Below are 25,611 nucleotides of genomic sequence, written 5' to 3'. Positions count from 1 at the left end.
CACCCGAACTCCGGAGCCAAGATGGACCAGTTTCGCGGCACCACCATCCTGTCCGTGCGTCGCAACGGTGTCGTCGCCGTGGGCGGCGACGGGCAGGTGTCCATGGGCAACACCGTCATGAAGGGCAACGCGCGCAAGGTGCGCCGGCTCTACGACGGCAAGGTGCTGGCCGGCTTCGCCGGCGGCACCGCCGACGCCTTCACCCTGTTCGAGCGCTTCGAAGCCAAGCTGCAGCAGCACGGCAACCTGACCCGCGCGGCCATCGAACTGGCCAAGGACTGGCGCACCGACCGCATGCTGCGCCGGCTCGAGGCCCTGCTGTGCGTCGCCGACCGGGACAAGAGCTTCATCATCTCCGGCAACGGCGACGTCATCGAGCCGGAAAACGACCTGATGGCGATCGGCTCGGGCGGGCCCTTCGCCCAGGCTGCCGCCCGCGCGCTGCTGGAGAACACCGAGCTCGACGCGCCGGCCATCGTCGACAAGGCGCTCGGCATCGCCGCCGACATCTGCGTCTACACCAACCGCAACCTGACCATCGAGACCCTGTCATGAGCAGCACGCCGATGACACCGCGCGAGATCGTGCAGGAACTCGACAAGCACATCGTCGGCCAGGAGGCGGCCAAGCGGGCCGTGGCCATCGCCCTGCGCGACCGCTGGCGCCGCATGCAGATCGACGAGCCCCTGCGCTCGGAGATCACGCCGAAGAACATCCTCATGATCGGCCCCACCGGCGTGGGCAAAACCGAGATCGCGCGGCGCCTGGCGAAGCTGGCGCGCGCGCCTTTCATCAAGGTGGAGGCCACCAAGTTCACCGAGGTCGGCTACGTCGGGCGCGAGGTCGACAGCATCGTGCGCGACCTGGCCGATGCGGCGGTGAAGATGACCCGCGAGCAGGAAATGGACCGGGTCCGCCACCGGGCCGAGGACGCCGCCGAGGAGCGGGTGCTGGACGCCCTGTTGCCCGGGACGAGCTCCGGCTGGGAGGCCAGGGGCGAAGAGGGCGAGGCCGCGCGGGGCGCCGAGACCCGGCAGAAGTTCCGCAAGATGCTGCGCGAGGGCCGGCTCGACGACAAGGAGATCGAGGTCGAGGTCAGCGCCGCGCCGGCGGGCGTGAATATCATGGCGCCGCCGGGCATGGAGGAGATGGCTAACCAGCTCCAGGGCCTGTTCAGCAACATGGGCCGGCGCAGCAAGCCGCGCAAGCTCAAGGTGCGCGACGCCATGAAACTGCTGGTGGACGAGGAAGCCGCCAAGATGGTCAACGACGAGGAGATCAAGCTCAAGGCGATCGCCAACGTCGAGCAGAACGGCATCGTGTTCATCGACGAGATCGACAAGGTCACCCGCCGCGAGGGCGGCATGGGTTCGGGCGCGGACGTGTCGCGCGAGGGCGTGCAGCGCGACCTGCTGCCGCTGGTGGAGGGCTGTACCGTCAGCACCCGCTACGGCATGGTGCGCACCGACCACATCCTGTTCATCGCCTCCGGCGCCTTCCACCTCGCGAAGCCTTCGGACCTCATCCCCGAGCTGCAGGGCCGCCTCCCGATCCGGGTGGAGCTGGACGCGCTGAAGGCCGACGATTTCGTCCGGATCCTCACCGAGCCCGACCACTCGCTGACGGTGCAGTACCAGTCCCTGCTGGCGACCGAGGGCGTGCAGCTCCGCTTCACCGACGACGGTATCCGGCGCATCGCCGAGATCGCCGACCAGGTCAACGAGCAGGCCGAGAACATCGGCGCGCGGCGCCTCCATACGGTGCTGGAGCGGCTGCTGGACGCGATCTCCTACGAGGCCGCCGACCGCGAGGGCGCGGAGGTCGTCATCGACGGCGCCTACGTGGACGAGGCGCTCGGCGAACTGGCCGCGGACGAGGACCTCTCGCGCTATATCCTCTGAGCTGTGGGGACTGTCCCCAGGACCGGTCCTGGGGACAGTCCCCACGCGCAATCAGTTAAAATGGCGGTCTTGTCCGGCCCCAGCCAGGTGACGCCATGAGCGCTGAAACCCCGACGCCGTCCGCGATCCGCATGCACCGCAAGTCGCGCGTGCTCCAGGTGGACTGGGAGGACGGCACCTCTTTCAACCTGCCCTGCGAATACCTGCGGGTGTTCTCGCCCTCCGCGGAAGTGCAGGGCCACGGGCCCGGCCAGGCCGTGACCCTGGTCGGCAAGGAGAAGGTGAGCATCGCCGCCATCGAGCCGGTCGGCAATTACGCCGTGAAGCTGATTTTCGACGACAAGCACGACTCGGGGCTGTTCTCCTGGTCCTACCTGCACTGGCTCGGCAGCAACTACGACGAGAACTGGGCCACCTACCTGAAGCGCTGCGAGGAAGTCGGTTACAAGCGCAAGGAAGTCCCGGCCGGATGAGCGCCGACAAGGACACCACGCACTTCGGCTTCAGCGAGGTGCCGGTCACGGAGAAGGCCCGCAAGGTGCGCGGCGTCTTCGATTCCGTGGCCTCGCGCTACGACCTGATGAACGACCTGATGTCGCTCGGCATCCACCGGGTCTGGAAGCGCTTCACGATCGAGAAAGCCGGGCTGAGGCCCGGCATGGAAGTGCTGGACCTGGCCGGCGGCACCGGCGACCTGGCGGCGCTGATGGCGCCGCGCGTGGCGCCCGGCGGCAAGGTCGTCCTCTCCGACATCAACGAGGCCATGCTGGCGCGCGGCCGCGAGCGCTTGCTCGACCGCGGCCTGGCCGGCGACCGGGTGGAGTACTGCCTGGCCGATGCCGAGCGCCTGCCCTTCGGCAGCGAGTCCTTCGACGTGGTCACCATCGCCTTCGGCCTGCGCAACGTCACCCACAAGGAGACGGCGCTGGGCGAGATGTACCGCGTGCTGAAACCCGGCGGCCAGCTGCTGGTGCTGGAGTTCTCCCGCCCCGTCCCGGCGCTGGCGCCGGCCTACGACGTGTATTCCTTCCGCGTGCTGCCGGCCATCGGCAAGGTGGTGGCGGGCGACGAAGACAGCTACCGCTACCTGGCGGAATCCATCCGCATGCATCCCGACCAGGACACGCTGCGGGACATGATGGCGGCGCAGGGCTTCGAGGACTGCCGCTACCACAACCTCACCGGCGGCATCGTAGCCCTGCACCGCGGCTGGAAGTACTGATGTTCGGGCCGCTGGCCAGCCTGCTCAATCGCGGCATCCGGCGGTCCACCGACGCCACCCGGCGCTGCCGCGAGCTCGACGGCCGCAGCTTCCGCATCGAGCTCGACGGGCTCGACCTCGGCCTGACCTTGCTGGCCCGCGAGGAGCAGGTGGAACTCGCCGACGACGTGACACCGGATGCCACCCTGGCCGGCTCGCCGGGCGCGCTCCTGCGCCTCGGCATGAGCGGCGACGAGAGCCTGCTGCGCAGCCGCGCCGTGCGCATCAGCGGGGATCCGCTGGTGGCCCGGGACTTCCGTGACCTGATCGCCATCGCGGCGCCGGACTTCGAGGAAGAGCTGGCGCGGCTGGTCGGCGACGTGGCCGCGCGCCAGGTCGGCAACTTCGTCCGCGGCCTCGGCGGCTGGGGCCTCGACGCAGCCGACCGGCTGTCCCGCACCACGGCCGAATACCTGCAGGAAGAGAGCCGCGACCTGCCGGCGCGCGCCGAGGTCGAGGCCTTCCTCGATGCGGTGGACCAGCTGGCCGAGGACATGGCCCGGCTCGAGGCGCGGCTGCAGCGGCTGGAGCAGGCGGGGTGATCCGGCCGCGCCAGCTGTGGCGCCTGCTGCACATCCAGCGCGTGCTGTTGAAGCATGGCCTGGACGAACTGGTCGCCGCCACCCACCTGTTCCGCCCCGTGGCCTGGCTGCGTCGCATCCCCGGCCTCGGCGTCAGCCGGGCGGCGCGGGCGCAGCCGGTGGGCGTTCGCGTGCGGGAGGCGCTGGTCGAGCTGGGTCCGATTTTCGTCAAGTTCGGCCAGGCACTTTCCACCCGGCGCGACCTGCTGCCGCGCGAGATCGCTGACGAGCTGGCGAAACTGCAGGACCGCGTCCCGCCGTTTCCCGCCGAGGAGACCCACCGCCAGCTCGCCGCCGCCTATCGCCGCCCGCTCACCGAGCTGTTCGAGCGCTTCGACGACGAGCCGCTGGCGGCGGCCTCCATCGCCCAGGTCCACACCGCCCGCCTGACTGACGGCCGCGAGGCCATCGTCAAGGTGCTGCGTCCCGGCGTACGGGCACAGATCCGGCGCGACCTGGAGGTGCTGCATGCGCTGGCGGCGCTGGCCGAGCGCTACTGGCCGGAAGGCCGCCGCCTCCGTCCGCGCGAAGTGGTGCGGGAGTTCGACCACACCCTGATGAACGAGCTCGACCTGATGCGCGAGGCGGCCAACGCGGCCCAGCTGAAACGCAACTTCGAGGGCTCGTCGCTGCTGTTCGTCCCCGAAGTCTACTGGGACTGGTGCCGCCCGACCGTGCTGGTGATGGAACGCATCTACGGCATCAACATCGGCCAGACCGACACTTTGCGCGAGGCGAGTGTCGACATGCACCGCCTGGCCGCCAACGGCGTCGAGATCTTCTTCACCCAGGTGTTCCGGCATAACTTCTTCCACGCCGACATGCACCCGGGCAACATCTTCGTGAACGTCGACAACCCGGCAAACCCGCAGTACATCGCGGTGGACTTCGGCATCGTCGGCAGCCTCAGCGCCAGCGACCAGCAGTACCTGGCCGAAAGCTTCCTGGCCTTCTTCAAGCGCGACTACCAGCGGGTGGCGCGGCTGCACGTGGAGTCGGGCTGGCTGGCGCCGGACACGCGCATCGACGAGGTCGAGTCGGCCTTTCGCACGGTGTGCGAGCCGATCTTCAACAAGCCGCTGAAAGACATCTCCTTCGGCCAGTTCCTGGTGCGGCTGTTCACCGTCGCGCGGCAGTTCGACATGGAGGTGCAGCCGCAGCTGATCCTGCTGGAGAAGACCCTGCTCAACGTCGAGGGCCTGGGCCGCGAACTCTACCCCGACCTCGACCTGTGGGAGACCGCGCAGCCGATCCTCGAGGAATGGATGCGCGAGCGGGTCAGCGGGCGGGCCATCGTCGAGCGTCTGCGCGAGCAGCTGCCCGAGGTCGGCGAAACCATCCAGGAACTGCCGCAGGCTGTGCACGCCATCCTGCAGCAGGCCGCCAGCGGCAAGCTGCAGGTGGAGGTGAAGCACCCGGGCCTGGAGCCGCTGCGGGCCGAACTCGCACGCGGCCGGCGCGAGCGCTGGCGGGTGACCGCGGGCGGGGCGCTGCTGCTCGCGGGCGTGCTGTGGCTGGGACTGGAGGCCGCGCCGCTGCCCGCCGGCTGGGCGCTGCTCGCCGCCGGCCTGGCCGTGCTGCTCTTCAGTCGGCCGGGCAGCTCCGCCTGAGGCAATCCGCCAGTGCCCGGGCCGCCGGCCCGGCGTCTTCCCGGTCGGCGAACACCAGGTAGAGCTCGACGTGCCGCAGCGCGCCTTCGGCCAGCGGCAGGGGCTGGAGCTGCCCGTCCGCCAGCAGCCCGGCGATCCGGTGCCGCGGCAGCCAGGCGAAGCCCATGCCGCGCGCCACGGCCTCGACCGAGGTCGCCAGGTGGCTGACCGTCCAGCGCTGCTCCGCGCCGAGCCAGCCCGCGTCCCGCGGCTCCCGCAGGCCCGAGTCCCGCACCACCAGCTGGCGGTGCTGGCGCAGGTCGCGCTGGGTCAGCGGCCGGCTGAGAGCGTGCAGCGGATGCTCCGGATGCGCCACGGCGATGAACTCGACGGTGGTAAGCGGCTCGCCGAGAAACCCCTGCGGCACCATCGCGGTGATCGCGAGGTCGGCCTTGCCCGCCACGAGCTGCTCGTTGGTGCCCGAGAGCACGCTCTCGATCAGCTCCACCCGCGTGGTGCCGGTGACGCTGGCGAAGGCATCGAGGCTGGCGAGCAGCCGCTCCTGGGGAAAGATCACCTCGACCGCCAGGCGCACCACGGGCTCCCAGCCCTTCGCGAGCATGCCGGCGGCCCGCTCGATCGCCAGCGCCTCGTCGAGCAGGTAACGGGAACGCCGCAGCAGCTCCCGCCCGGCCGTCGTCAGCACCGCCCGACGCCCCTGCATCTCGAGCAGCGCCACGCCCAGGCCGGCCTCCAGCCGGCGGATTCCGTAGCTGACCGTGGAGACCGACTTGGACAGGGCCTCGGCCGCGCCGGCGTAGCCGTCGTGGTCGACCACGGCCTGGAGCATGCGCCACTGTTCGAGGGTAACCCGGGGCCTCATTTCTAATTACTCGAAAAGAACTCGCGATATTTTGCTGTTTATCTTCGATCAAGTCGAATTTAACGTAGCGCCCATCGACAACTGATCCTTCGGGAGATGCACATGACTGCCAGACGCATTCGCCAGGTACTCACCGGCCAGCCCGCCTCCGACGGCGCCGGCGTGCGGATCCTGCGCACCGTGGGCCGCGGCCAGCACGACATGGACCCGTTCCTGATGCTGGACGAGATCCGCTCCGACCAGCGCGACGACTTCGTGGCCGGCTTTCCGCCCCACCCCCATCGCGGCATCGAGACGCTGACCGTCATGCTCGACGGCGGCTTCGAGCACCAGGACCACATGGGCCACCGGGCGGCGATCCGCTCCGGCGGGGCGCAGTGGATGTCCGCCGGGCGCGGCGTGATCCACTCCGAGATGCCGCTGCCGGAAGAGAGCAGGATCCACGGCTTCCAGCTGTGGATCAACCTGCCGGCGGCGACGAAGCTGCAGGAGCCGGACTATGCCCAGGCGGAGGCCGCCGAGCTGCCCGTGCAGGAACTCGAGGCCGGGCGCCTGCGGGTGCTGGCGGGTCGGCACGGCGAGCTGGTCTCGCCGATCGATCACCCGGCCTGCGAAGCCGTGGTGCTGGACCTGCAGCTGGCGCCGGGCGGGCGCTACCAGTGGGCCCCGCCGGCCGGCCACCGGGCGCTGGTGCGGCCTTATGCCGGCGCCGTCAGCATTGGCGCTGGCATCGACCAGCTGGACGGCCTGGAGAGCGGCCGCATGGCGGTGCTCCACGATGCCGGGCCGATCACGCTGCAGGCCGGCGAGGAGCCCGCCGGGATGCTGCTGCTGTCCGGCCGGCCGCTGGGCGAGCCGATCGTGCAGTACGGCCCCTTCGTGATGAACACGCCGGAGGAAATCCGCCAGGCCATTCTCGATTACCAGACGGGCGCGCTCGTGGCGCCCCGCCATTGATCAAGAAACCACGAACTGACCTCCAACCAGGAGAGAACCCATGGACAAACTGAACCCCTGGATCCAGCTGGCGGCGCGCCTGGCGCTCGCGGCGCTGTTCATCATCGCCGGCTTCGGCAAGATCGGCAGCTACGAGGGCGTGGCCGGCTACATGAGTTCGATGGGCGTGCCCGGCGTGCTGCTGCCGCTGGTGATCGCCCTCGAACTGGTCGGCGGCATCGCCATCGCGGTGGGCTATCGCACCCGCCTGGTGGCGTTCCTGCTGGCCGGCTTCTCGTTCCTCAGCGGGCTCATTTTCCACAGCCCGCTGGATCCCAACGAGCAGACGCAGTTCCTGAAGAACCTGGCCATCGCCGGCGGCTTCCTGCTGCTCGTGGTTCACGGCGCCGGCCGGTACTCGCTGGACGCGCGCCGGCGCTGAAACCTCGAGGCTGCCCGGCAGGCTCGCGGGCCTGCCGGGCCACCGCCCTGCTCAGCTGCGCAGCGCGCCGAGGAATTCGCCCGGCGCCTCGCCCCGCTCCAGCGCCTCGACCAGCGCCGAGCCCACGATCACGCCCGGCACCACCTGCCCCAGCTCGCGCACCTGCGCCGCGCTGCGCACGCCGAAGCCGGCGCAGACCGGCACCGGCGACTGCGCCGCCACGCCGGCGAGATAGTCTTTCAGCCCCTCGCCGGCCGCCTTGGCGCCGCCGGTAATCCCGGTGATGTTGACGGCGTAGAGGAACCCGCGCGTCGCTTGGGCCGCAGCTGCGACCCGCGCCGGCGGCGTCACCGGGCTGACCAGGTGAATGAGCGCCAGGCCCCGGGCGGCCAGGGCCTCGTCCAGCGGCTCGCTCTCGTCCAGCGGCAGGTCCGGCACGATGAAGCCGGCCACACCGGCCGCCACCGCCCGCTCGGCCAGCCGCTGGTAGCCCATGGCCAGCAGCGGGTTGAGATAGCTCATCAGCACCACCGGCGCGGCCGGCTTCGGCGCCATGGCCTCGATCTCGCCGAGGATCCACGACAGGGTGACGCCCTGCTCGATGGCGCCGCGGCTGGCGCGCTGGATGGTGAGGCCGTCGGCCATGGGATCGCTGAAAGGCACGCCCACCTCGACCACGTCGGCGGCCTGCGCCACCTCGGCCAGGGTCTGGCAGAAGGCGTTCTTGTCGGGGTAGCCGGCGGTGATGAAGGCGACCAGCGCCGTGCGCCCTTCCTCGCCCGCGGCGCGGATGGCGGCGCTGACCTGCTCGTGGGGCTTCATCGCGCGCCTCCCTTGGGAAACCTTGCCAGCGTCGGCATGTCCTTGTCGCCGCGGCCGGAGAGCCCGAGCAGGATGCGCTTGCCCGGGTTGTCCCGCGCCCAGCGCTTCGCGCCGGCGAAGGCATGCGCCGTCTCCAGCGCCGGCAGGATGCCCTCCAGTTCGCAGCACTCGTCCAGCGCGTTGAGCGCGTCAACGTCGCCGGCGTACTCGTAGCGCACCCGGCCGATGGTGTGCAGGAAGGCGTGCTCCGGACCCACGCCGGGATAATCGAGGCCCGCGGAAACGCTGTCCGTCTCGTAGATCTGGCCGTCGTCGTCCGACAACAGCAGCGAGTAGGTGCCGTGCAACACCCCGGGGCGGCCGAAGCTGATGGTCGCCGCGTTCTCGCCGAGCCCGGCGCCGCGGCCGCCGGCCTCGATGCCGAGGATCTCCACCGACGGGTCGCCGAGGAAACCGTGGAACAGCCCGATGGCGTTGCTGCCGCCGCCGACGCAGGCCACGACCAGGTCCGGCAGCCCCCCGGCGCGCTCAATCACCTGGCTGCGCGCCTCGCGCCCGATCACGGCATGCAGTTCGCGCACCAGGTAGGGATAGGGATGCGGGCCCACCACGGAGCCGAGCAGGTAGTACGTGCCCTCCGGGTCCGAGACCCAGTCGCGCAGCGCCTCGTCGATGGCGGCCCGGAGGGTGCGGTCGCCGCTGGTGACCGGCACGACCTCGGCGCCGAGCCGGCGCATGCGCTCCACGTTCAAGGCCTGGCGCTCGCAGTCGATCTCGCCCATGTAGACCAGGCAGGGCAGGCCGATCCGCGCGCAGGCCGCCGCGGAGGCGACGCCGTGCTGGCCGGCGCCGGTCTCGGCGACTACCCGCTGCGCGCCCAGCATCTTCGCCAGCATCGCCTGGCCGAGCGCATTGTTGATCTTGTGCGCGCCGGTATGCGCCAGGTCCTCGCGCTTCAGCCACACCTCCGCGCCCCAGGCCTCCGACAGCCGGGGCGCCGGGGTCAGCGCGGTCGGGCGTCCCACCCAGTCGCGCAGCTCGGCGCCGAGGCACCCCTGGAATTCCGGGGCATGCAGGTGTGCCGCCACGCCGGCCTGCAGCCGGTCCAGCGCCGGCACTAGCGTCTCCGGCACGTAGCGCCCGCCCCAGGGCCCGAAGCGCCCGCGGGCGTCGGGCAGCCGGCCGTCGAGCAATGCCTCCAGCTGCGCCGCCGGGTCCAGTTCCTGCCTTGCCGTCATGCTCATGCGTTCCCTTCCTCGCTCTGCTCGGCGCGCCGCACGGCGGCGACGAAGTCTTCCACCAGCGACGGGTCTTTCACGCCAGGCGCCGATTCCACGCCGCTCGACACGTCCACGCCCCAGGGGCGCACGGTCCGTATGGCATCGCGCACGTTGCCCGCGTCCAGCCCGCCCGCCAGGATCACGTGGGTGCGGGGCGCCAGCCGGGCCGCCGCCGCCCAGTCCGCCACCTGGCCCGTGCCGCTGTCGGGGCCCTCGAACAGGAGCAGCTCCGGCAACAGCGGCGGCAGCGGCGCACCGGAGCGGAACACCGGCAGCGCCTCGGCGCCGCCGAGGTCGGCACCCGGGAGATCCACCGCGTCGCTCTGCACCCAGTCGGCCGGGAATTCTTCCAGCACCTGCGCGATCCGGCCCGGCGGCGGATGCCGGAACACCGCCACGCGCTTCATCCCCGCCGGCAGGGCTGCCGCCAGCTGGCGCGCCTGGGCCGGCGTCACCTCCCGCGGCGACGGCGCGAACACAAAGCCGACGGCATCGGCCCGCGCCCGCACGGCCGCGGCCACACCCTCGGGCGTCGTCAGGCCGCAGATCTTCACGAATACCTTCATCACGCACACTCCCTTGCCTGGTTGCGGCCGGCGGCCAGCATGGCCCCGGCCAGGGTGCCCGGATCCTCGGCCCGCATCAGCGCAGTGCCGACCAGCGCCAGCCGGTAACCGAGCGCTGCCGCGGTCGCCGCATCGGCCGGCGTATGCAGGCCGCTCTCGGCCACCGCCGGCACGCCCGCCGGCAGGCGCGGCGCCAGGCGCTCCAGCCGGGACGGGTCCACCGCCAGCGTCCGCAGGTCGCGACTGTTGACGCCGACCAGCACCGACGCGCCGGGCACGCCGCCGCAGAGCGGCGCGGCACGCTCGAGGTCGGCCTCGTCGAAAGCCTCCAGCAGCACGAACAGCCCCTGCTCGCGGGCCGCCGCCAGCATCTCGCGCAGGACCGCGTCAGCCAGCATGGCGACGATCAGCAGCACGCCCCCGGCGCCGGCGGCCCGCGCCTCGAGTACCTGCCACGGAGCGACGAGGAAATCCTTGCGCATGGCGGGCACGCCGGTGCCGCTGAGCGCCGCCACGGCGGCTTCGAGGTCGTCGAGGCTGCCGCCGAAGCGCGCCGGCTCGGTCAGCACCGACACGGCAGCGGCGCCGGCCGCGGCATAGGCGCCCGCCCGGGCCGCCACGTCCGTCTCGGCGCCAAGCGCGCCCTCGGCGGGCGAGTGGCGCTTGATCTCCGCGATCAGCTCGAAGTCCCCGAGCCGCAGGCGCGGGGCGGCCGGGGCCTCGCGGCAGGCCGCCAGCAGCGCGGCCTCGCTGCCCGTCGCGCGGGCCGCACGCACGCGCTCGGCCGAGGCGGCCGCCATCTGGTCGAGAAAGCTCACGCCGTCGCCCCCGGGCCTGGCCGCCACGACAGGGACTCGAGCTGCGCCCGCGCCCGGCCGTCCTCCACCGCGGCCCGCGCCAGCTGGATCGCTTCCTGCGGGCTGCCCGCGCGGCCGGTCAACTCCAGCGCCAGCGCGGCGCTGAGCAGCAGGGCGTCGAGGTGCGCCCCGCGCTCCTCGCCCTGCAACGCCGCCCGCAGCCGCGCGGCGTTCTCGTCCGCGTCGCCCCCGAGCAGGTCGGCCACGCCGCAGCGCGGCAACCCCCACTCCTCGGGATCACGCGTGGTCTCGGTCACGTCCTCGCCCTGCACTTCGTACAGCACGAAGGGGCCGACCGGCGTGGCCTCGTCCCAGCCGGGCGAGCCATGCACCACGCAGGCCCGCTCCAGGCCCTCGAAGCCGGCCAGCGCCTCGGCCATCAGCCGCGCCGCCGTGGGACTGAAGGCGCCCAGCAGCAGGTAGTGGGGGGCTGCCGGATTGGTCAGCGGGCCGAGCAGGTTGAATACCGTGCGCACGCCCATCGCGCGGCGCACCGGCGCCACCGCCTTCATGGCCGGATGGAAATGCGGCGCGAACAGGAACGTGTAGCCGGTCGCGGCCAGGCGGTCCGCGGCTTCCCCCGCGTTCGCGGGCAGCTGCATCCCCAGCGCCTCCAGCACGTCGGCGCTGCCGCTGCGGCTCGAGACGCTGCGGTTGCCGTGCTTCACCACCGGGATGCCGCAGGCCGCCGCCAGCAGCGAGGCGCCGGTCGAAATGTTCAGGCTGCCCGAGCCGTCGCCCCCGGTGCCGACGATGTCGAGCAGCGGGGTGTCCGCCGGAATCTCCGGCGTGAGCGCCAGCGCCCGCATCGCGCGGGCGAAGCCGCGCACCTCGTTCGCCGTCTCGCCCTTGGCCCGCAGGGCCACCAGCAGGGCGCCCGCCAGGGCCGGCGGCAGGTCCTCGCGGGTCAGCGCCACCATCAGCTCCGCGGCTTCCTGTTCCGTCAGGTTGGTGCCCGCGAGCAGCTTCTCGAGCGTCTGGGTCAGTTCACGGGTGCTCATGCCTGCTCCTTTGCCGGCGCCAGGAAGTTGCGCAACAGCTCGAGTCCCTGCGGCGTCAGCACGCTCTCGGGATGGAACTGCACGCCCTCCACCGCCAGCTCACGATGGCGCACGCCCATCACCTCGCCGTCCTCGGTGTGCGCCGTGGCTGCCAGCTCGGCCGGCAGCTCGTCGCGCCCGACCGCCAGCGAATGGTACCGCCCGGCCTCGAAGGGCTGCGGCAGGCCCGCAAACACGCCGCGGCCGTCGTGGTGCACCCGCGAGGTCTTGCCGTGCATCAGGGTCTTGGCCGGGATCACGCGGCCGCCCCAGGCCTCGACGATGGCCTGGTGCCCGAGACAGACGCCGAGCACCGGCACGCGGCCGGCGAAGGCGCGGATCAACTCGATCGAGCGGCCGGCGTCCCGGGGCGTGCCGGGTCCGGGGGAGACCACGAGGTGGGTGGGCGCCAGCGCCGCGGCGGCCTCCGCATCGAGGGCGTCGTTGCGATACACCAGCACCTCCGCGCCGAGCATGCGCAGGTACTGCACCAGGTTGTAGGTGAAGGAGTCGTAGTTGTCGATCATCAGCACCCGCGCGCTCACAGGCCTTCCTCCGCCATCTGCAGGGCGCGCCGCAGGATGGCGCTCTTGGCCAGCACTTCGCGGTACTCCGCCGCCGGGATGCTGTCGGCGACGATGCCCGCCCCCGCCTGGTAACTGTATTCGTCGCCCTGGAAGGCCAGGGTCCGGATGGCGATCGCCTGGTCCATGCCGCCGCGCCGGGCGAAATAGCCGACCGTGCCGGCATACAGCCCGCGCCCGACCGGCTCGTAGGCCTCGATCAGCTCCATGGCCCGCACCTTGGGCGCGCCGACCAGGGTGCCGGCGGGGAAAGTGGCGGCGAACAGGTCGAAGGCATCCCGGCCGGCTTCCAGCTCGCCGGTCACGCCGCTGACGATGTGCATCACGTGGCTGTAGCGCTCGATGGCCCGGCTCGGCTCCACCCGGATGCTGCCCGGCACCGCCACGCGGCCCAGGTCGTTGCGCGCCAGGTCCACCAGCATCACGTGCTCGGCATTCTCCTTGGGGTCGGCCAGCAGCTCCGCCTCGCGGGCCCGGTCCTCGGCCGGCGTCTCGCCGCGCGGCCGCGTGCCGGCGATCGGCCGCAGCGAGGCGCGGCGCCCCTCCAGCTTGACCAGCGCCTCGGGCGACGAGCCGGCGACCGTCAGCCCGTCGAGTTCGAGAAAGTACATGTAGGGCGAGGGGTTCAGGAGCCGCAGGGCCCGGTAGGCCTCGAACGGCGAGAGGTCGCTGTGGCCCGAGAAGCGCACCGACAGCACCAGCTGGAACACGTCGCCGGCGGTGATGTTGCCCTTGGCCTGCTCCACCACAGCAAGGAACTCCGCCTCGCTCATGCTGGCGACCGGCGGGGCATGGCGGCCGCTGCGGCGGAAGGGCACGCCCCCCGCCAGCGCCTGCACCACTTCCCGGCGCAGCGCCTGCCGCTCGGCCTCGTCGCCCGCGTGCAGCAGTGCGGCGCGGCGCGTGAGATGGTCGAACACCAGCAGCGACTGCGGCGCCACCCACAGGCCCTCGGGAAAGTCCCGGCCGCCGTCCGGCACGCGTTCGAAATGGCGCACGATGTCGTAGGCCGCGATGCCGACCAGCCCGCCGTCGAACGGCAGCCCGGCCTCCGGCGACAGCGTCGGCGCCAGCGCCATGGCCTCCCGCAGGCCGGCGCGCAGGTCGCCGTCCACCGGGCGGCTGCGGCCGCCGAAATGCAGGCCGTCGCGGTCCAGCCGCACCTTGAGCGCATCGCCGAAACCGATGAAGGAGTACCGCCCGAGCCGCTCCGCGCCCTCCACGCTCTCGAGCAGGAAGCGCGGCCGGAACGGCGCCAGCTTCATATACGCCGAGACCGGCGTATCGAGGTCGGCGGCGATGTCGAAGGGCGTCTGCATCATTCCTCTCTCCAGCGAACCGGGGCCGTCCGGGAGGAGGTCGCGGGCACCCTTCCCCGGCAGGCTCCGGAGTCGGGTTCGGTACGTGGGCTGCGTCAGGCGGCAGCGCGCGACCGGACCCCCTCCGGGGACCCGGGCCACCACCAGTGGCTGCGCGCGCAGTTGCATTCAGTGTTCATGCTGGAAGGGATGTTACCCGCAGCCGGACGCCGGTCAACCCCCATTCAGCCCCCGGGGCAGGCTCCAGGGAATCCCGTAGGTCCACACCAGGGCCAGCGAGACCGCCAGCCATACCAGCACGGTAAGCGGCAGTCCGACCCGCAGGAAGTCGCGCGCCAGGTAACCGCCCGCCGTGGCCACCACCAGGTTCGGCCGCGAGCCGATGGCGGTGGCAAAGCTGAGGTTGGCGCCGAACAGCACTGCCAGCACGAAGGGCTCCGCGCCCACGCCCAGGCCCTGGGCGACGGCGACCGCCACCGGCACCGCCAGCAGCGCCACTGCCACGTTGGGCGCCAGGCTGCCGCCGAGTGCGACCAGCAGCACCACCAGGGCCAGCGAAGCCGCAGCCGGCAAGGTGCCGAAGCCGGCCAGGAACAACTGGCCGACGAAGGCCGCGGCGCCGGTGGCCACGGCCGCCTGCGCCAGCGCCAGGCTCATCACCACCATCAGCACCAGGGGCGCCGACAGCGCGCCACCCACCTCGCGCCAGCCGATGCACCCCGTGGCGATCAGCAGCGCGGCGCCCGCGACGGCCGCCACGCTGATCGGCAGCCACCCGGCGCCCGCGGTGACGACTACGCCCAGCGCCAGGGCCAGCGCGAGCGGCGCGCGCGAAGTCTTGGGGAGGTCCATCCGGCCGTCGAGCACCAGCATGCTGCCGCTGGTCCGCAGCTCGCGGATCCGGTCGGGCGGGCCCTGGACGAGGATCACGTCGCCCGCCTGGAGGATCGCGTCCTCGAAGTCGCCCGTCACCTCGCTCATCCCGGCGGCAGTGGCGCGATGAATGGCCAGCGGCAACAGGCGGAACCGCTGCCGGAAGCGGGTGGTCGAGAGCGTGCGACCGTACAGCGGCGAATCGGGCGTCACCACCAGCTCGGCCAGCTGCTGCTCCACCGCGCCATCGTCATCCGGCTCCTCGCCCTCCCCGGCAAACTCGCTGTGCATCCGCACGCCGAGCAGGCGCTCGAACTCTTTCAGGTGCTCGCGGGTGTCCGCCACCATCAGCCGGTCCCCGGCCTGCAGCCGCATCGACGGCAGCTTGGCCACCTGCAGGCCGTCGCCACGCTGGACGCGCGAGACGTTCATACGCCGGCCCGTGCGCTCCCGCAGTTCGGCCAGCGTGCGGTCCACGGCCCAGCTGTCCTCGCCGACGAAGAACATCGCCTTGAAGATGCGCGGCGCCGCCTGGCGGATCGGGGCGTCGCGCTCGGGGAGCATGCGCGGCGCCAGCAACCAGAGGAACAGCAGGCCGACCACTGCGCCGGCGGCGGCCGGGACGACGAAGCTGAACATGCCGAAAGCCGGGAGGCCGAGGCTCTCCGCCTCGGTCACCACCAGCAGGTTGGTGGAGGTGCCGATGGTGGTGGTCATGCCGCCCAGCAGGGCCGCGAAGCCCGCGGGCATCAGCACCCGGGAAGCGGGAAAGCGCAGCCGCGTCGAGGCGCCGACGAGCACCGGCAGCAGCGCCAGCACCACCAGGGTATTGGACAGGAAGGCCGACAGCAGCATGGCGACCAGCAGCGTCACGAACAGGGCCAGCGGGCGCGGGCCCTGCCATGCCCGCAACAGCAGCCGGGTCAGCGGCTGCATGGCCCCGGTGACCTCGAGCGCGCGGGCGACCACCAGCAGGGCCAGGATCGTGATCAGGCCCCGGTTGCCGAACACCGCCAGGAAGTTGCCGGCATCTACCATGCCGGCCGGGCCGGCGTAGGGAAAGATCTCGAAGCCCAGCACCAGCAGCATCAGCACCATCAGGCTGGCGGACTCCTGCGGCACGGCCGGGCGCGTCAGGGCCACCAGGGCGAACAGCGCGAGGCCGATGACGGCGAGGCCGTGATTATCCGGCAAGGCAAGGTTCGCGAGTGTTTCCATCAGGCCCGGGGTTGGCGTGGGGAGGCCACGTTTACCATGCCGGGCTCCAAGTCGCTAGCTGCGCAGGGCCACCGCCCAGGCAAAGCGCAGGGCCTCGCTATACCACTCGACATCATGCCCCGCAGCGGGGCGCCGCCAGCTGATGCTGTCGGCACAGGCCAGCGCCGGCAGGAGCCCGAGCGCATCCCGGCCGAGCTCGGGCGGCGCCAGGCTCCACGGCGACAGGCACACCAGGTGGGAATGCCGGGCCCCGTGCGCCAGGACCGCGCGCTCGCGGGGCCCGGTCTCCGCCACCTCCAGCCGGCCCGGCAGCGGGAACGGCGCCGGCCCGCCGCCGGGGCCGTGCTGGCGCGCGAGCCGCACCGATGCGGCGCAGGCGCCGTCGCGGAAGGCCACCAGCAGTCGTTTCACCCAGCGCAGGGTGGCGAAACTCCGCGGGTCCCGACCCCGGGCGACGGCGGCACGGGCGATCCCGTCCAGCTCCAGGGCAAGTCGCCGGGCAGCGCCTGCCGGCTGGCTGGCAACGCGCTCGTCCGCCGCTGTCACCAGGTCGGCGGCCAGCCGGCCGACCGCTGCCGGCTGCTCGCCCGCCACCGTGAGCAGCAGGTCGAAGTCCAGCGGCAGCCGGAGCCGCCGGGCCCGCGCCGGGATCAGCTCGCCCGCGCCGGGTGAGGGACCGGCCCAGGGGCTGCCGGGCGCGAGCCGGGTCACGCCGGGGCCCGGCGCCTCCGGCACCAGGCTGCAACGCGGGTCCGCCGCCGCCAGCGCCAGGAGCTCTGCCCACCAGCGCCGCGCATCGCCTTCGCCGCCGTCCGCGAGGACCAGCCGGCCCCGCCGCTGCACTGCCTCCAGGGCGGCGCCCGGCAACAACAGGTAGCGCGCGCCCGTAGACGGAGACGCCAGGCCCAGCTCCGCCGCCAGTGCCTCGGGAGCCCGCGTGGCGCCCGGCCAGGCCAGCGCCGCCGGCCCCTGTTCCGGCCCGCCCAGGCGTGCGGCGAGAGCCGCCAGCAGCGCGCCCGCCGGCTCGGGCTCGCAGGGGCCCACCAGGCGGAGCGTATCGCGGCAGCCGGCCCCGCGAGCCTCGCCGAGCAGCCGGGCAGCTTCGTCGAGGTTTTCCAGGGGGCAGGCGGAATCGAGCAGCACCACCCGGGCGGGGACCGGCGGCGTCCCTGCCGCCGGCCCCCGGATTGCATCGAGGTCCACCATCCCTGGTCCCCCGTTTCCTCCGTTACAGGAGGACGCAGTCTCTCCCGGCCGCCGCGCCCGTTGAAGGGCGTGAATGCGGCGACCGCGCCCGGAAACGTCCCGCGCGCCTTGCAGCGGCGCGCCGTGGACACCATGATTGAAAGCCCGGACGGGAGACGCACGTGAAGATCAGGGACCTGCTCGAGCACTGGGAAGGGACGCGCCAGCCGCAGCTGACCGCCGAGACCTACGCCATCCACCTGCCGGTGGAGTACGCCGCCCGCGTCCACGCGCTGGCCGAGATGTACCCGGCAGTCGCCGAGGAGGACATCCTGCGCGACCTGCTCGCCGCGGCGCTGGCCGAGCTGGAGGCCGCGATGCCTTACCAGGCCGGCACCCGGGTCGCCCGGGAAGACGAGTTCGGCGATCCCGTCTACGAGGACGCCGGCCCCACGCCGCGCTTCCTGGCTCTCACCCGCAAGCACAAGGAGCGCCTCGCCCCGCCCGGCTAGGCGAAGACACCATGCCTTCATTCGACGTCGTATCCGAACTCGACGGCCACGAGGTGGCCAATGCCGTGGACCAGGCCAACCGCGAGGTCGACACGCGCTTCGACTTCAAGGGCACGGGCGCGAAGTTCGAGCTCGGCGACTTCGTCGTCAGCCTCGAGGCGCCGGCCGATTTCCAGCTCAAGCAGATGCTCGACATCCTGACGCAGAAACTGGCGAAGCGCGGCATCGACGTGGCCTGCATGCAGATCGAGGAGCCAGAGATCGCGCTCAACAAGGCCCGCCAGAAAGTGATCCTCCGCCACGGCATCGACAGCGACAATGCGCGCAAGATCGTGAAGCTGGTGAAGGAAGCCAAGCTCAAGGTGCAGGCCCAGGTGCAGGGCGACCAGGTGCGCGTGACCGGCAAGAAGCGCGACGACCTGCAGGCCGTGATCGCGCTGCTGAAGCAGGCCGAGCTCGGCCTGCCGCTGCAGTTCACCAACTTCCGGGACTAGCCATGATCGAGCTCTACACCGCGCCGACCCCGAACGGGCGCAAGGTTTCCGTCGCCCTGGAGGAAATGGAGCTGCCCTACGAGGTGCATGCCGTCGACCTGATGGCCGGCGCGCAGAAGACGCCTGAGTTCCTGGCCATCAACCCGAACGGCCGCATCCCCGCGATCGTCGATCGCGAGGCCGGCGGGTTCCCGGTGTTCGAGTCGGGCGCGATCCTCCTCTGGCTGGCGGAGAAATCGGGGCGGTTCCTGCCGGCGGCGGCGAAGCCGCGCTCGGTGGTCCTGCAGTGGCTGTTCTTCCAGGTGGGCGGGGTCGGGCCGATGATGGGCCAGGCGAACGTGTTCTACCGCTACGCGGAAGAGAAGATCCCCTACGCCATCGAGCGCTACCAGCGCGAGGTGCGGCGGCTGTTCGAGGTGTACGACCGGCGGCTGGCGGAGCAAGAGTATCTCGCCGGCGAGTACTCCATTGCCGACATGGCCACCTGGCCGTGGATCATCTCGCACGACTGGTCGGGGGTGGTGGTGGACGGGCTCGAGCACCTGCAGCGCTGGCTGGGCGCGGTCGGCGCACGGCCCGCAGTGCGCCGCGGGATGGACGTGCCGAAGCCCTGGAACCCGCGCCCGAACGTCGAAAAGTTCGTCGCCGGCGCGCGCAAGATGCTGGTCTGAGCCGCGTGGCCGACTCCGCCCGCGAACCGCTGCATTTCGAGCCCAAGGACGCCGCCCTGCGGGAGGACGTGCGCGAACTCGGCGCCGTCGTCGGGGCGGTGATCGCCGAGCAATGCGGCGAGGCGGTGTTCGAGGCCGTCGAACAGATCCGCCAGGCCGCCATCGAGCAACGGGAGACGGGCCAGCGCGGCGACCTGCGGGCGCTCCTGGACTCGCTCGACACGGCCGCCGCGGGCGCGGTCATCCGCGGCTTCTCGACTTACTTCCAGGTCGTGAACATCGCCGAGAAGGTGCACCGTATACGGCGCCGGCGAGAGTGGCTGCGCGACACGCGCCAGCAGCGCTCCGACAGCCTCGAGGCGGCGATGCGGCTCCTGGCCGAGCGCCGGCCCGGCGCGCGCGATGCCCAGGCCTTCCTCGACGAGTTGCTGATCGAGCCGGTGTTCACTGCCCACCCCACGGAGCCGACCCGCCGCACCATCCTGCTGAAGCAGCAGCAGATCGCGCGGCGCCTGGTCGAGCGCATGAACCCCGCCCTCACGCCGCAGGAACAGGCCGCGCTGCTCGCCAATATCCGTGCCCAGGTCACCTCGGCCTGGCAGACCGAAGAGCATCCCAGCACCGGGATCACCGTGGGCGACGAGCGCGAGCAGGTCCTGTTCTTCCTGGCGGAGAGCCTCTACCGGGTCGTCCCGGCCGTCTACGAGCACCTCGAACAGGCCATTGCCGAGGTCTGGGGCGACGATGCCGACCAGCCGCGGGCGGGCATCATCTTCCGCTTCGGCAGCTGGGTCGGCGGCGACATGGACGGCAACCCGAACGTCGGCCCCGGGACCATCCGCGAGACCCTGGCCCTGCACCGGCGCACCGCACTGGAGTTGTACCGGGCCGAGTTGCGGCAGGTGGCACGCGAGCTGTCCCAGGCGCCCAGCCGCATCGGCTTCGATCCCGAGCTGCTGGCGCGCATCGAAGCCGGCCTGAGGGCGCACCCGGAGGCGCTGGCGGACGTCGCGCCCCGGCACCGCGACATGCCCTACCGCGTCTGGTGCGCCCTGCTCCGGCGCCGGTTGCAGCTGACGGCGCAGGGCGCGCCGGGCGGCTACGCCAACGCCGAGGCCTTCCTCGAGGACCTGGCGCTGATGTCGCGCAGCCTGCTCGAGAACAAGGGCGAGCATGCCGGGCGCTACGCCGTGCGCCGCCTGCAGCGGCGCGCCGAGACTTTCCGCTTCCATCTCGCCACCCTCGACCTGCGCCAGGACTCGGAAGTGCATCGCCGCTGCATCGCCCATTGCCTGCGCGACGAGGACTGGATGGAGCGGCCCCAGGCCGAGCGTACCGCGCGCCTGCAGCAGCTGCTCGACGAGGGCGCCCAGTGCCCGCTGGTGGAAGACGAGGAGGCGGAGAAGACGCTCGAAGTGTTCCGCGCTGCCGGCGAGTGCCTCGCCCGCTACGGCGCGCGCGCCATCGGTCCCTATATCATCTCCATGGCGCAGGGCGCCGACGACGTGCTGTCCGTCCTGCTGCTGGCGCGCTGGGCCGGGCTGGCCGACGAGCAGGGCGTGGTGCCGCTGGACATCGCCCCGCTGCTCGAGACGGTCGACGACCTCGAGCGCGGCCCGGAGATCGTCGCCGAGTTGCTCGACGACCGGGTGTACAAGGCGCATCTCGACACGCGCCGGCGCCGGCAGATGGTGATGATCGGCTACTCGGACTCCAACAAGGACTCCGGCATCGCCGCGGCGCGCTGGGCCCTGCACCAGGCCGAGGAGCGGCTGGTCGCCGTGGCCGAGGCGCGCGGGCTGGACCTGACGCTGTTCCACGGCCGCGGCGGCACCATCAGCCGCGGCGGCGGCCGGACCCACACGGCGGCGCTGGCGGCGCCCCGCGGGGCGGTGCGCGGCCGGCTCAGGGTCACCGAGCAGGGCGAAATCATCAACGCCAAGTACGGCCTGCGGGGCATCGCGATCCGTACCCTCGAGCAGGCGGCAAGCTCCGTGGCGGAAGCTACGCTGCGGGATGGCTCGGACCCGCCGCCGCAGCTGTGGCGTGACGTCATGGATACGGTGACCACCGAGAGCCGGCGCTGCTACCGCGCGCTGGTCCACGAGGACGAAGGTTTCTATCCCTATTTCCGCCAGGCCACGCCGATCGACGTAATCGAGCGGATGAACATCGGTTCGCGCCCGCCCTCCCGGCGGCAGATGCAGGGCATCCGGGACCTCAGGGCCATCCCCTGGGTGTTCGCCTGGACCCAGACCCGGGCCATCCTGCCTGGCTGGTACGGCGTCGGCGCCGGCCTGGCGGCGGCCGTCGAACGCCATGGCGAGGGCCCCTTGAGGGAAATGTTCGGCAACTGGCTGTTCCTGCGCGCCATGCTCGAGGACCTCGAGATGGTGCTCGCCAAGTGCGACCTCGGCATCGCGCGCCGCTACGCCGAACTCGCGGCATCCCCGGCCCGGCCCTACGTCGAGCTGATCGAGGCCGAGTACCGGCAGACCGTCGAGCTGGTGCTGCGTCTCAAGGGCGCCGACCGGCTGCTGGCGAACGACCCCACGCTCAGCCGCACCATCCGGCTGCGCAACCCCTACGTGGACCCGATGAGCCTGCTGCAGGTGGACCTGCTGCGGCGCTGGCGCGAGGGTGGCCGCGAGGACGAAGCGTTGTTCCGGGCGCTCCTGCTGTCGGTCAACGGCATCGCCCACGGACTGCAGAACACGGGCTGACCGCAGCCGGCAACCCCCGCCGCGCGGACTATACTCAGGTCAAGACTTGGGAAGGCCTCGTAGCTCGGGCCTTCGGACTCCATGGCAGCCCGCGAATCCAGCTGCGAGACCTCCTTTTGGCCCAATAGCAGAGGAGGACTGCCATGAAAATCTCGACGAGAATCATGCGCTGGCCGGCGCTCCTGCTGGCGGCGACCTTCACGGTCGCCTGCGGCAGCAGCGGCAGCAGCGGTGACGTGGTCGAAGACGATGTCATCGTCCTGCCGGTGTACGAGTACCAGCTGACCAGCACCGCCGACGATCCCATCACCGTTTCGCTGGCGGGTAGCCCGTTGTCAGTAACCATCGGCCACCTGTTCGAGGGGCCCGGCCTGTTCGGCGAATACAGCCCGGAAACCGGCGACTTCTCGGTGTTCTCGGGCTCGAGCCTGACGATCGAGGAGTCCGGCCCGCTGTTTGCCAACGACGCGCCGGCGGAGCTGATCACCCTGTTCGGTGACTTCAGCGTCGAGGCCACGGCAGACTGGACCGTGCCCGCGGATTCCGACCCGGAGAGCGGCGCCCTGGTGGTCAGCCGCGGCAAGGAACGCATCGAGGTGGCCGTGATCAACAATGGCGCCGGGGTCCGCGTCAGCTGGGATGCGGCCGGTGACGGCGTCTACGAGGAGTCGGAGGACTTCACCTGGAACGAGTTCGACGACCTGGAAGACGACCCGGCGGCGACCGAGTGGCAGCTGCTCGGCAACTTCGCCTACGAAGGCACCATCGAGTTCATGTTCGAGCTGGCCCAGGTCGGCATCGAGGCTTTCGACTTCATCAACGAGGGCCTCGCCCAGACCGGCGGCCAGGTGGTGGTCCTGTGCGACGCCTTCAGCGACCTGGGTCTCAGCGTGCCGCCGGCGCCGCCGACGTTCCCGAACCAGGGCGCGCTGACCTTCTCCTGGATCGACGACGGCAGCGATGGCGGCAGCGGTCCGGACGGCGCGGTCGGTGTCGGCGACAGCTTCGTCATGGCCTTCGACTACTGCCTCGAAATCGACCCGGACGACGATATCGACGACCTGGTCAACGGCGAGGTGGGGCTGAACAGCCTGACCGAGGCCTATGAGCAGCGGACGGCCGGCGAGACGCTCGTGCGCATCGGGTGGGAAGGCCCGGGCGTGGCCGAGCGGCCCGGCGGCATCGAGTTCCGCGGACTCGAGGAGTGGGAGATCTTCGACGCCGACGGTGACGGCGCCGGCACGGTTGCCGCGGCCGAACTGGTTTCGGTCATCGACGGCCGGATGACCCTCGTGTTCTTCGAGCCGTAGGCGCGTGAAGCAGGGGGTGTGCCCGGGCTCCCTCCCGGGCCGCCCCTCCGGCTCGACTCAGGGCGCAGGTGCGGGCACGGACGCCAGCACCTGCTGCACCGCCGCCGCCAGTTGCGCCGTGTCCGGCTCCGGCGTCGGGAAAGCCGACTCCAGCGTGCCCCGCCAGATCTCGGCGTTGGCCGCGACGTCGATGATGTCGATGGCGAGGTTGCCGGTCGTCCGGCTGCCGCCGAGCGGCAGGCTGACCCCGACGCTGCCGCCGACGTTCCCGCCCCAGCTGCCCGCGCCAATGCCGACGCTCACCGGCGAGCCGGGTCGCACGCCGGTGAAGACCACGCCGTGCACCAGGCAATCAGGCTGCGCCGGGTCGATCGTGTAGCCGCGCGCCTGCAGGCCCTCCAGCACCTCCGCCCGGAGCCGCTGCCCAAGCAGCGACGCCGGCACCTGCCCGGGTTCTTCCAGCCAGCCCACGCTGCTGCAGGGCCAGGGCTGGTCCAGGCTGTCCACGCTCAGCCGGGGCGTCGCGGCGCAACCGGCGAGGATCGCCACAGCCAGCGCCAGGCCGGCGAGCCGCCCCCGGGGGGGACGGCTCGCATGCTCGCGGATCACTCGGCCCCCGAGGCGCTCGGCAGCGCCTCTTCGAGGCCCGGCACGAAGCCGGCGCCGGCCGGGACCTGGATGCTCGAGCCTTCGAAGTCGTCGCCGACCGGCTCGTAGCGTCCGCCCAGGCAGTCGGCGAGGAAGGCCTCGGAGACCGCGAAGAAGCTGAGCCGGTTCTGCGGCACGGCGAAGCCGTGGCCCTCGTCCGGGTACAGCACGTAGGTCACCGGGATCTCGCGCTCGGTCATGGCGGCCACGATCTGGTCGCTCTCGGCCTGCTTGACGCGGGGGTCGTTGGCGCCCTGGGCGATCAGCAGCGGCTCCCGGATGTTCTCCACGTAGCTCAGCGGCGAACGCTCCGCCAGCAGGGCCTGGCCCTCCTCGGTGCGCGGGTCGCCGACGCGGCGCGCGAACTGCTCGAAGAACGACGCCCAGTACGGCGGGATACTGTCGAGCAGCGTCTTGAGGTTGGACGGGCCGACGATATCGACGCCGCAGGCGAAGCGCTCCGGGGTGTTCGTCATGCCCCAGAGCACGGCGTAACCGCCGTAGGAGCCGCCGTAGATGGCGACCTGGTCGGGAGTGGTGATGCGCTGCTCGATGGCCCAGTCGATCGCGTCGATCAGGTCGTCGTGCATCTTCCGGCCCCACTGCAGGTCGCCGGCGTTGACGAAGTCCTTGCCGAAGCCGGTCGAGCCGCGGAAATTCACCGACAGCACGGCGTAGCCACGGTTGGCCAGCCACTGGTGGTCGCCGCGGTAGCCGAAACTGTCGCGGGCCCAGGGGCCGCCGTGGACGTTCAGCACCAGGGGCACCGGCTCCACCGGGACGCCGTCACCGTCGGGATCCAGATGCGGCGGCAGCGACAGGAAGCTGACGAGCGTCAGGCCGTCGCGGCTCGTGATCTCTACCGGGAACATCGGCGCGAGCGTCTCGCCCTCGAGGTCCGGGCGGATGGTGAACAGCCTGGCGAGGCTCTTGGCCTCCCGGTCGTACAGCCAGTAGGCCGCGGGCTCGGTCACGCGATCGATCACCACCGACCAGAAGCGGTCGTCGTCGGTGCGGCTGGTGACCGTCCACTCACCGCCGGCTTCCCGGTCGAGGAACGCGATGTCGTCCTCGATGGCGTCGCCGATCGGGTACCAGCGGTTGGTCAGGTAGTTCTCGGCGTAGGCCTGGACCTCGCCGGTCACCGGGTGGGTCATGATCCCGCCGATGTCGGCCTTGCGGCCGCTGGCGATGACCTCGGTCTCGCCGCTCTCCAGGTCGAGCTTGACCAGCGCCCCGAGGTTACGGTCGCGTGAATCCAGCATGTAGGCGAAATCGGCGCCCTGCGGGATGCCGACCACGTTGCTGGTCAGCGCGTCTTCCGCCGGGATGGTGGTGAGCAGCGAGGTCTCGCCGTCGGCGCCGATGCGCTCGATGAGCAAGCCGCCATCGGGCGTGGGCTTGGCGGCCAGGCGCAGCTCCAGGTTGTCGTCGGCGACGAAACCGGCATAGCCGTCATTCTGGCGGACCAGGGTGATCTCACCGGTCTCCAGGTTCAGGCGATGCACGTCGTGCCAGCGCGGATCCCGGTCGTTGAGCCCGATCAGGATCGCGTCCTTGATCTGGCTGCTGGCGCCGACGAGGGTGACGCGCACGCCCTCGAAGGGGGTGTAGTTGCGGGTCTCGCCGCCCTCCAGGTCGACGCCGTAGAGCAGGAAGTTCTCATCGCCGCCCTTGTCCTGCACATAGAGAATCTGCGTGCCGTCGGGCGACCAGGAGTAACCGCGGATGGGGCGGACCTTCTCCTCCGTCACGGGCTTCGCCGCGGCCGGGTCGTCGAGCGGGGCGACCCAGACATTCATCACGCCGTCGCGCGGCGCCAGGTAGGCGATCCGCTGGCCGTCGGGGCTGAGCTGGGCGCTGGAGCGGGCGGGGTTGCCGAACAGCTTGTCGCGCTCGATCAGTGCCGGCGGCTC

General features: G+C 71.6%; 25 protein-coding genes. 13 read left to right on the top strand and 12 right to left on the bottom strand.

The genetic code is table 11. The annotated features are described in order from the left end of the window. The first annotated feature begins 21 nt into the window (after positions 1-21). From hslV to ubiB, 6 genes are all read left to right on the top strand, one after another. The gene (gene hslV / locus G6N75_RS05050) at positions 22-555 is read left to right on the top strand and encodes an ATP-dependent protease subunit HslV (RefSeq protein WP_165347237.1); all 534 of its coding nucleotides are present in this window, start codon (positions 22-24) and stop codon (positions 553-555) included. Beyond that, the gene (gene hslU, locus G6N75_RS05045; protein WP_240900948.1) at positions 552-1,901 is read left to right on the top strand and encodes an ATP-dependent protease ATPase subunit HslU; all 1,350 of its coding nucleotides are present in this window, start codon (positions 552-554) and stop codon (positions 1,899-1,901) included. The genes hslV and hslU overlap by 4 nt, the downstream gene beginning before the upstream one ends. 95 nt (positions 1,902-1,996) lie before the next feature. Then, the gene (locus tag G6N75_RS05040) at positions 1,997-2,374 is read left to right on the top strand and encodes a DUF971 domain-containing protein (protein WP_165347234.1); all 378 of its coding nucleotides are present in this window, start codon (positions 1,997-1,999) and stop codon (positions 2,372-2,374) included. Next, complete coding sequence (gene ubiE, locus G6N75_RS05035; protein WP_165347232.1) at positions 2,371-3,123, top strand: bifunctional demethylmenaquinone methyltransferase/2-methoxy-6-polyprenyl-1,4-benzoquinol methylase UbiE; 753 nt, start codon at positions 2,371-2,373, stop codon at positions 3,121-3,123. Before G6N75_RS05040 ends, ubiE begins: the two co-directional genes overlap by 4 nt. Then, a complete protein-coding gene (locus G6N75_RS05030; protein WP_165347230.1) occupies positions 3,123-3,704 on the top strand; it encodes an SCP2 sterol-binding domain-containing protein in 582 nt (193 codons plus the stop codon). The genes ubiE and G6N75_RS05030 overlap by 1 nt, the downstream gene beginning before the upstream one ends. After that, positions 3,701-5,353: a ubiquinone biosynthesis regulatory protein kinase UbiB gene (gene ubiB / locus G6N75_RS05025; protein ID WP_165347228.1), complete on the top strand. Its 1,653-nt coding sequence runs from the start codon at positions 3,701-3,703 to the stop codon at positions 5,351-5,353. Before G6N75_RS05030 ends, ubiB begins: the two co-directional genes overlap by 4 nt. Here ubiB and G6N75_RS05020 read toward each other — a convergent pair. Then, a complete protein-coding gene (locus G6N75_RS05020; RefSeq protein WP_165347226.1) occupies positions 5,328-6,215 on the bottom strand; it encodes a LysR family transcriptional regulator in 888 nt (295 codons plus the stop codon). The two genes, ubiB and G6N75_RS05020, sit on opposite strands and share 26 nt — an antisense overlap. Before the next feature lie 102 nt (positions 6,216-6,317). On the opposite strand from G6N75_RS05020, the gene G6N75_RS05015 reads away from it, so the two are divergent. Together G6N75_RS05015 and G6N75_RS05010 are read left to right on the top strand one after the other, a co-directional pair. Next, the gene (locus tag G6N75_RS05015) at positions 6,318-7,172 is read left to right on the top strand and encodes a pirin family protein (RefSeq protein WP_165347224.1); all 855 of its coding nucleotides are present in this window, start codon (positions 6,318-6,320) and stop codon (positions 7,170-7,172) included. Between the two features lie 40 nt (positions 7,173-7,212). Continuing rightward, positions 7,213-7,593 (top strand): DoxX family protein, encoded by a 381-nt coding sequence (locus G6N75_RS05010; protein WP_165347222.1) that lies wholly within the window; start codon positions 7,213-7,215, stop codon positions 7,591-7,593. Positions 7,594-7,644: 51 nt separating this feature from the next. On the opposite strand, the gene trpA is transcribed toward G6N75_RS05010, so the two are convergent. The 9 genes from trpA to G6N75_RS04965 all read right to left on the bottom strand — a co-directional run bounded on the left by trpA (position 7,645) and on the right by G6N75_RS04965 (position 17,358). Further along, entirely contained in the window at positions 7,645-8,415 is a 771-nt protein-coding gene (gene trpA / locus G6N75_RS05005; RefSeq protein ID WP_165347219.1) for a tryptophan synthase subunit alpha, read from the bottom strand. Beyond that, positions 8,412-9,653, bottom strand: coding sequence for a tryptophan synthase subunit beta (trpB, locus tag G6N75_RS05000; RefSeq protein ID WP_206202938.1), 1,242 nt, complete (start codon positions 9,651-9,653; stop codon positions 8,412-8,414). The genes trpA and trpB overlap by 4 nt, the downstream gene beginning before the upstream one ends. A gap of 2 nt (positions 9,654-9,655) precedes the next feature. Further along, the gene (locus G6N75_RS04995; protein ID WP_165347214.1) at positions 9,656-10,261 is read right to left on the bottom strand and encodes a phosphoribosylanthranilate isomerase; all 606 of its coding nucleotides are present in this window, start codon (positions 10,259-10,261) and stop codon (positions 9,656-9,658) included. Beyond that, complete coding sequence (locus G6N75_RS04990; RefSeq protein WP_206202933.1) at positions 10,261-11,106, bottom strand: indole-3-glycerol phosphate synthase TrpC; 846 nt, start codon at positions 11,104-11,106, stop codon at positions 10,261-10,263. Before G6N75_RS04990 ends, G6N75_RS04995 begins: the two co-directional genes overlap by 1 nt. Next, positions 11,076-12,119 carry an anthranilate phosphoribosyltransferase gene (gene trpD / locus G6N75_RS04985; RefSeq protein ID WP_165347211.1) on the bottom strand — a complete coding sequence of 348 codons (1,044 nt, stop codon included), beginning with the start codon at positions 12,117-12,119 and terminating at the stop codon, positions 11,076-11,078. The genes G6N75_RS04990 and trpD overlap by 31 nt, the downstream gene beginning before the upstream one ends. Then, positions 12,116-12,685 carry an aminodeoxychorismate/anthranilate synthase component II gene (locus G6N75_RS04980; RefSeq protein ID WP_165347301.1) on the bottom strand — a complete coding sequence of 190 codons (570 nt, stop codon included), beginning with the start codon at positions 12,683-12,685 and terminating at the stop codon, positions 12,116-12,118. Before G6N75_RS04980 ends, trpD begins: the two co-directional genes overlap by 4 nt. A 14-nt stretch (positions 12,686-12,699) precedes the next feature. After that, entirely contained in the window at positions 12,700-14,064 is a 1,365-nt protein-coding gene (locus G6N75_RS04975) for an anthranilate synthase component I family protein (RefSeq protein WP_165347209.1), read from the bottom strand. 210 nt (positions 14,065-14,274) lie between these two features. Then, positions 14,275-16,152: an SLC13 family permease gene (locus G6N75_RS04970; protein ID WP_165347207.1), complete on the bottom strand. Its 1,878-nt coding sequence runs from the start codon at positions 16,150-16,152 to the stop codon at positions 14,275-14,277. A 54-nt stretch (positions 16,153-16,206) separates the two neighbouring features. Continuing rightward, the gene (locus G6N75_RS04965; protein WP_165347204.1) at positions 16,207-17,358 is read right to left on the bottom strand and encodes a hypothetical protein; all 1,152 of its coding nucleotides are present in this window, start codon (positions 17,356-17,358) and stop codon (positions 16,207-16,209) included. A 161-nt stretch (positions 17,359-17,519) separates the two neighbouring features. Between G6N75_RS04965 and G6N75_RS04960 the strand changes: the two genes are divergently transcribed. The 5 genes from G6N75_RS04960 (at position 17,520) to G6N75_RS04940 (ending at position 23,047) form a co-directional block, all read left to right on the top strand. Next, complete coding sequence (locus G6N75_RS04960; protein WP_165347202.1) at positions 17,520-17,849, top strand: hypothetical protein; 330 nt, start codon at positions 17,520-17,522, stop codon at positions 17,847-17,849. Positions 17,850-17,860: 11 nt separating this feature from the next. Further along, positions 17,861-18,343 (top strand): YajQ family cyclic di-GMP-binding protein, encoded by a 483-nt coding sequence (locus tag G6N75_RS04955; protein WP_165347200.1) that lies wholly within the window; start codon positions 17,861-17,863, stop codon positions 18,341-18,343. A gap of 2 nt (positions 18,344-18,345) precedes the next feature. Further along, entirely contained in the window at positions 18,346-19,014 is a 669-nt protein-coding gene (locus G6N75_RS04950; protein WP_165347198.1) for a glutathione S-transferase N-terminal domain-containing protein, read from the top strand. 5 nt (positions 19,015-19,019) lie between these two features. Next, on the top strand, positions 19,020-21,737 hold the full coding sequence (gene ppc / locus G6N75_RS04945; protein WP_206202932.1) for a phosphoenolpyruvate carboxylase: 2,718 nt from the start codon (positions 19,020-19,022) through the stop codon (positions 21,735-21,737). Positions 21,738-21,880: 143 nt separating this feature from the next. Then, positions 21,881-23,047, top strand: a complete 1,167-nt coding sequence (locus tag G6N75_RS04940) for a hypothetical protein (RefSeq protein WP_165347196.1) — start codon at positions 21,881-21,883, stop codon at positions 23,045-23,047. 57 nt (positions 23,048-23,104) lie between these two features. Here the strand turns inward: G6N75_RS04940 and G6N75_RS15245 are convergent, their stop codons facing one another. Next, positions 23,105-23,656, bottom strand: coding sequence for a DUF4136 domain-containing protein (locus tag G6N75_RS15245; protein WP_165347194.1), 552 nt, complete (start codon positions 23,654-23,656; stop codon positions 23,105-23,107). Continuing rightward, positions 23,653-25,611 (bottom strand): S9 family peptidase (locus tag G6N75_RS04930; RefSeq protein ID WP_165347191.1); only part of this gene is annotated, 1,959 nt, incomplete at its 5' end. The genes G6N75_RS15245 and G6N75_RS04930, both read right to left, overlap by 4 nt.

The sequence above is a fragment of the Thioalkalivibrio sp. XN8 genome, assembly GCF_011058255.1.
GTDB lineage: Bacteria > Pseudomonadota > Gammaproteobacteria > Steroidobacterales > XN24 > XN24.
This window is presented reverse-complemented; position numbering and strand designations above follow the sequence as displayed.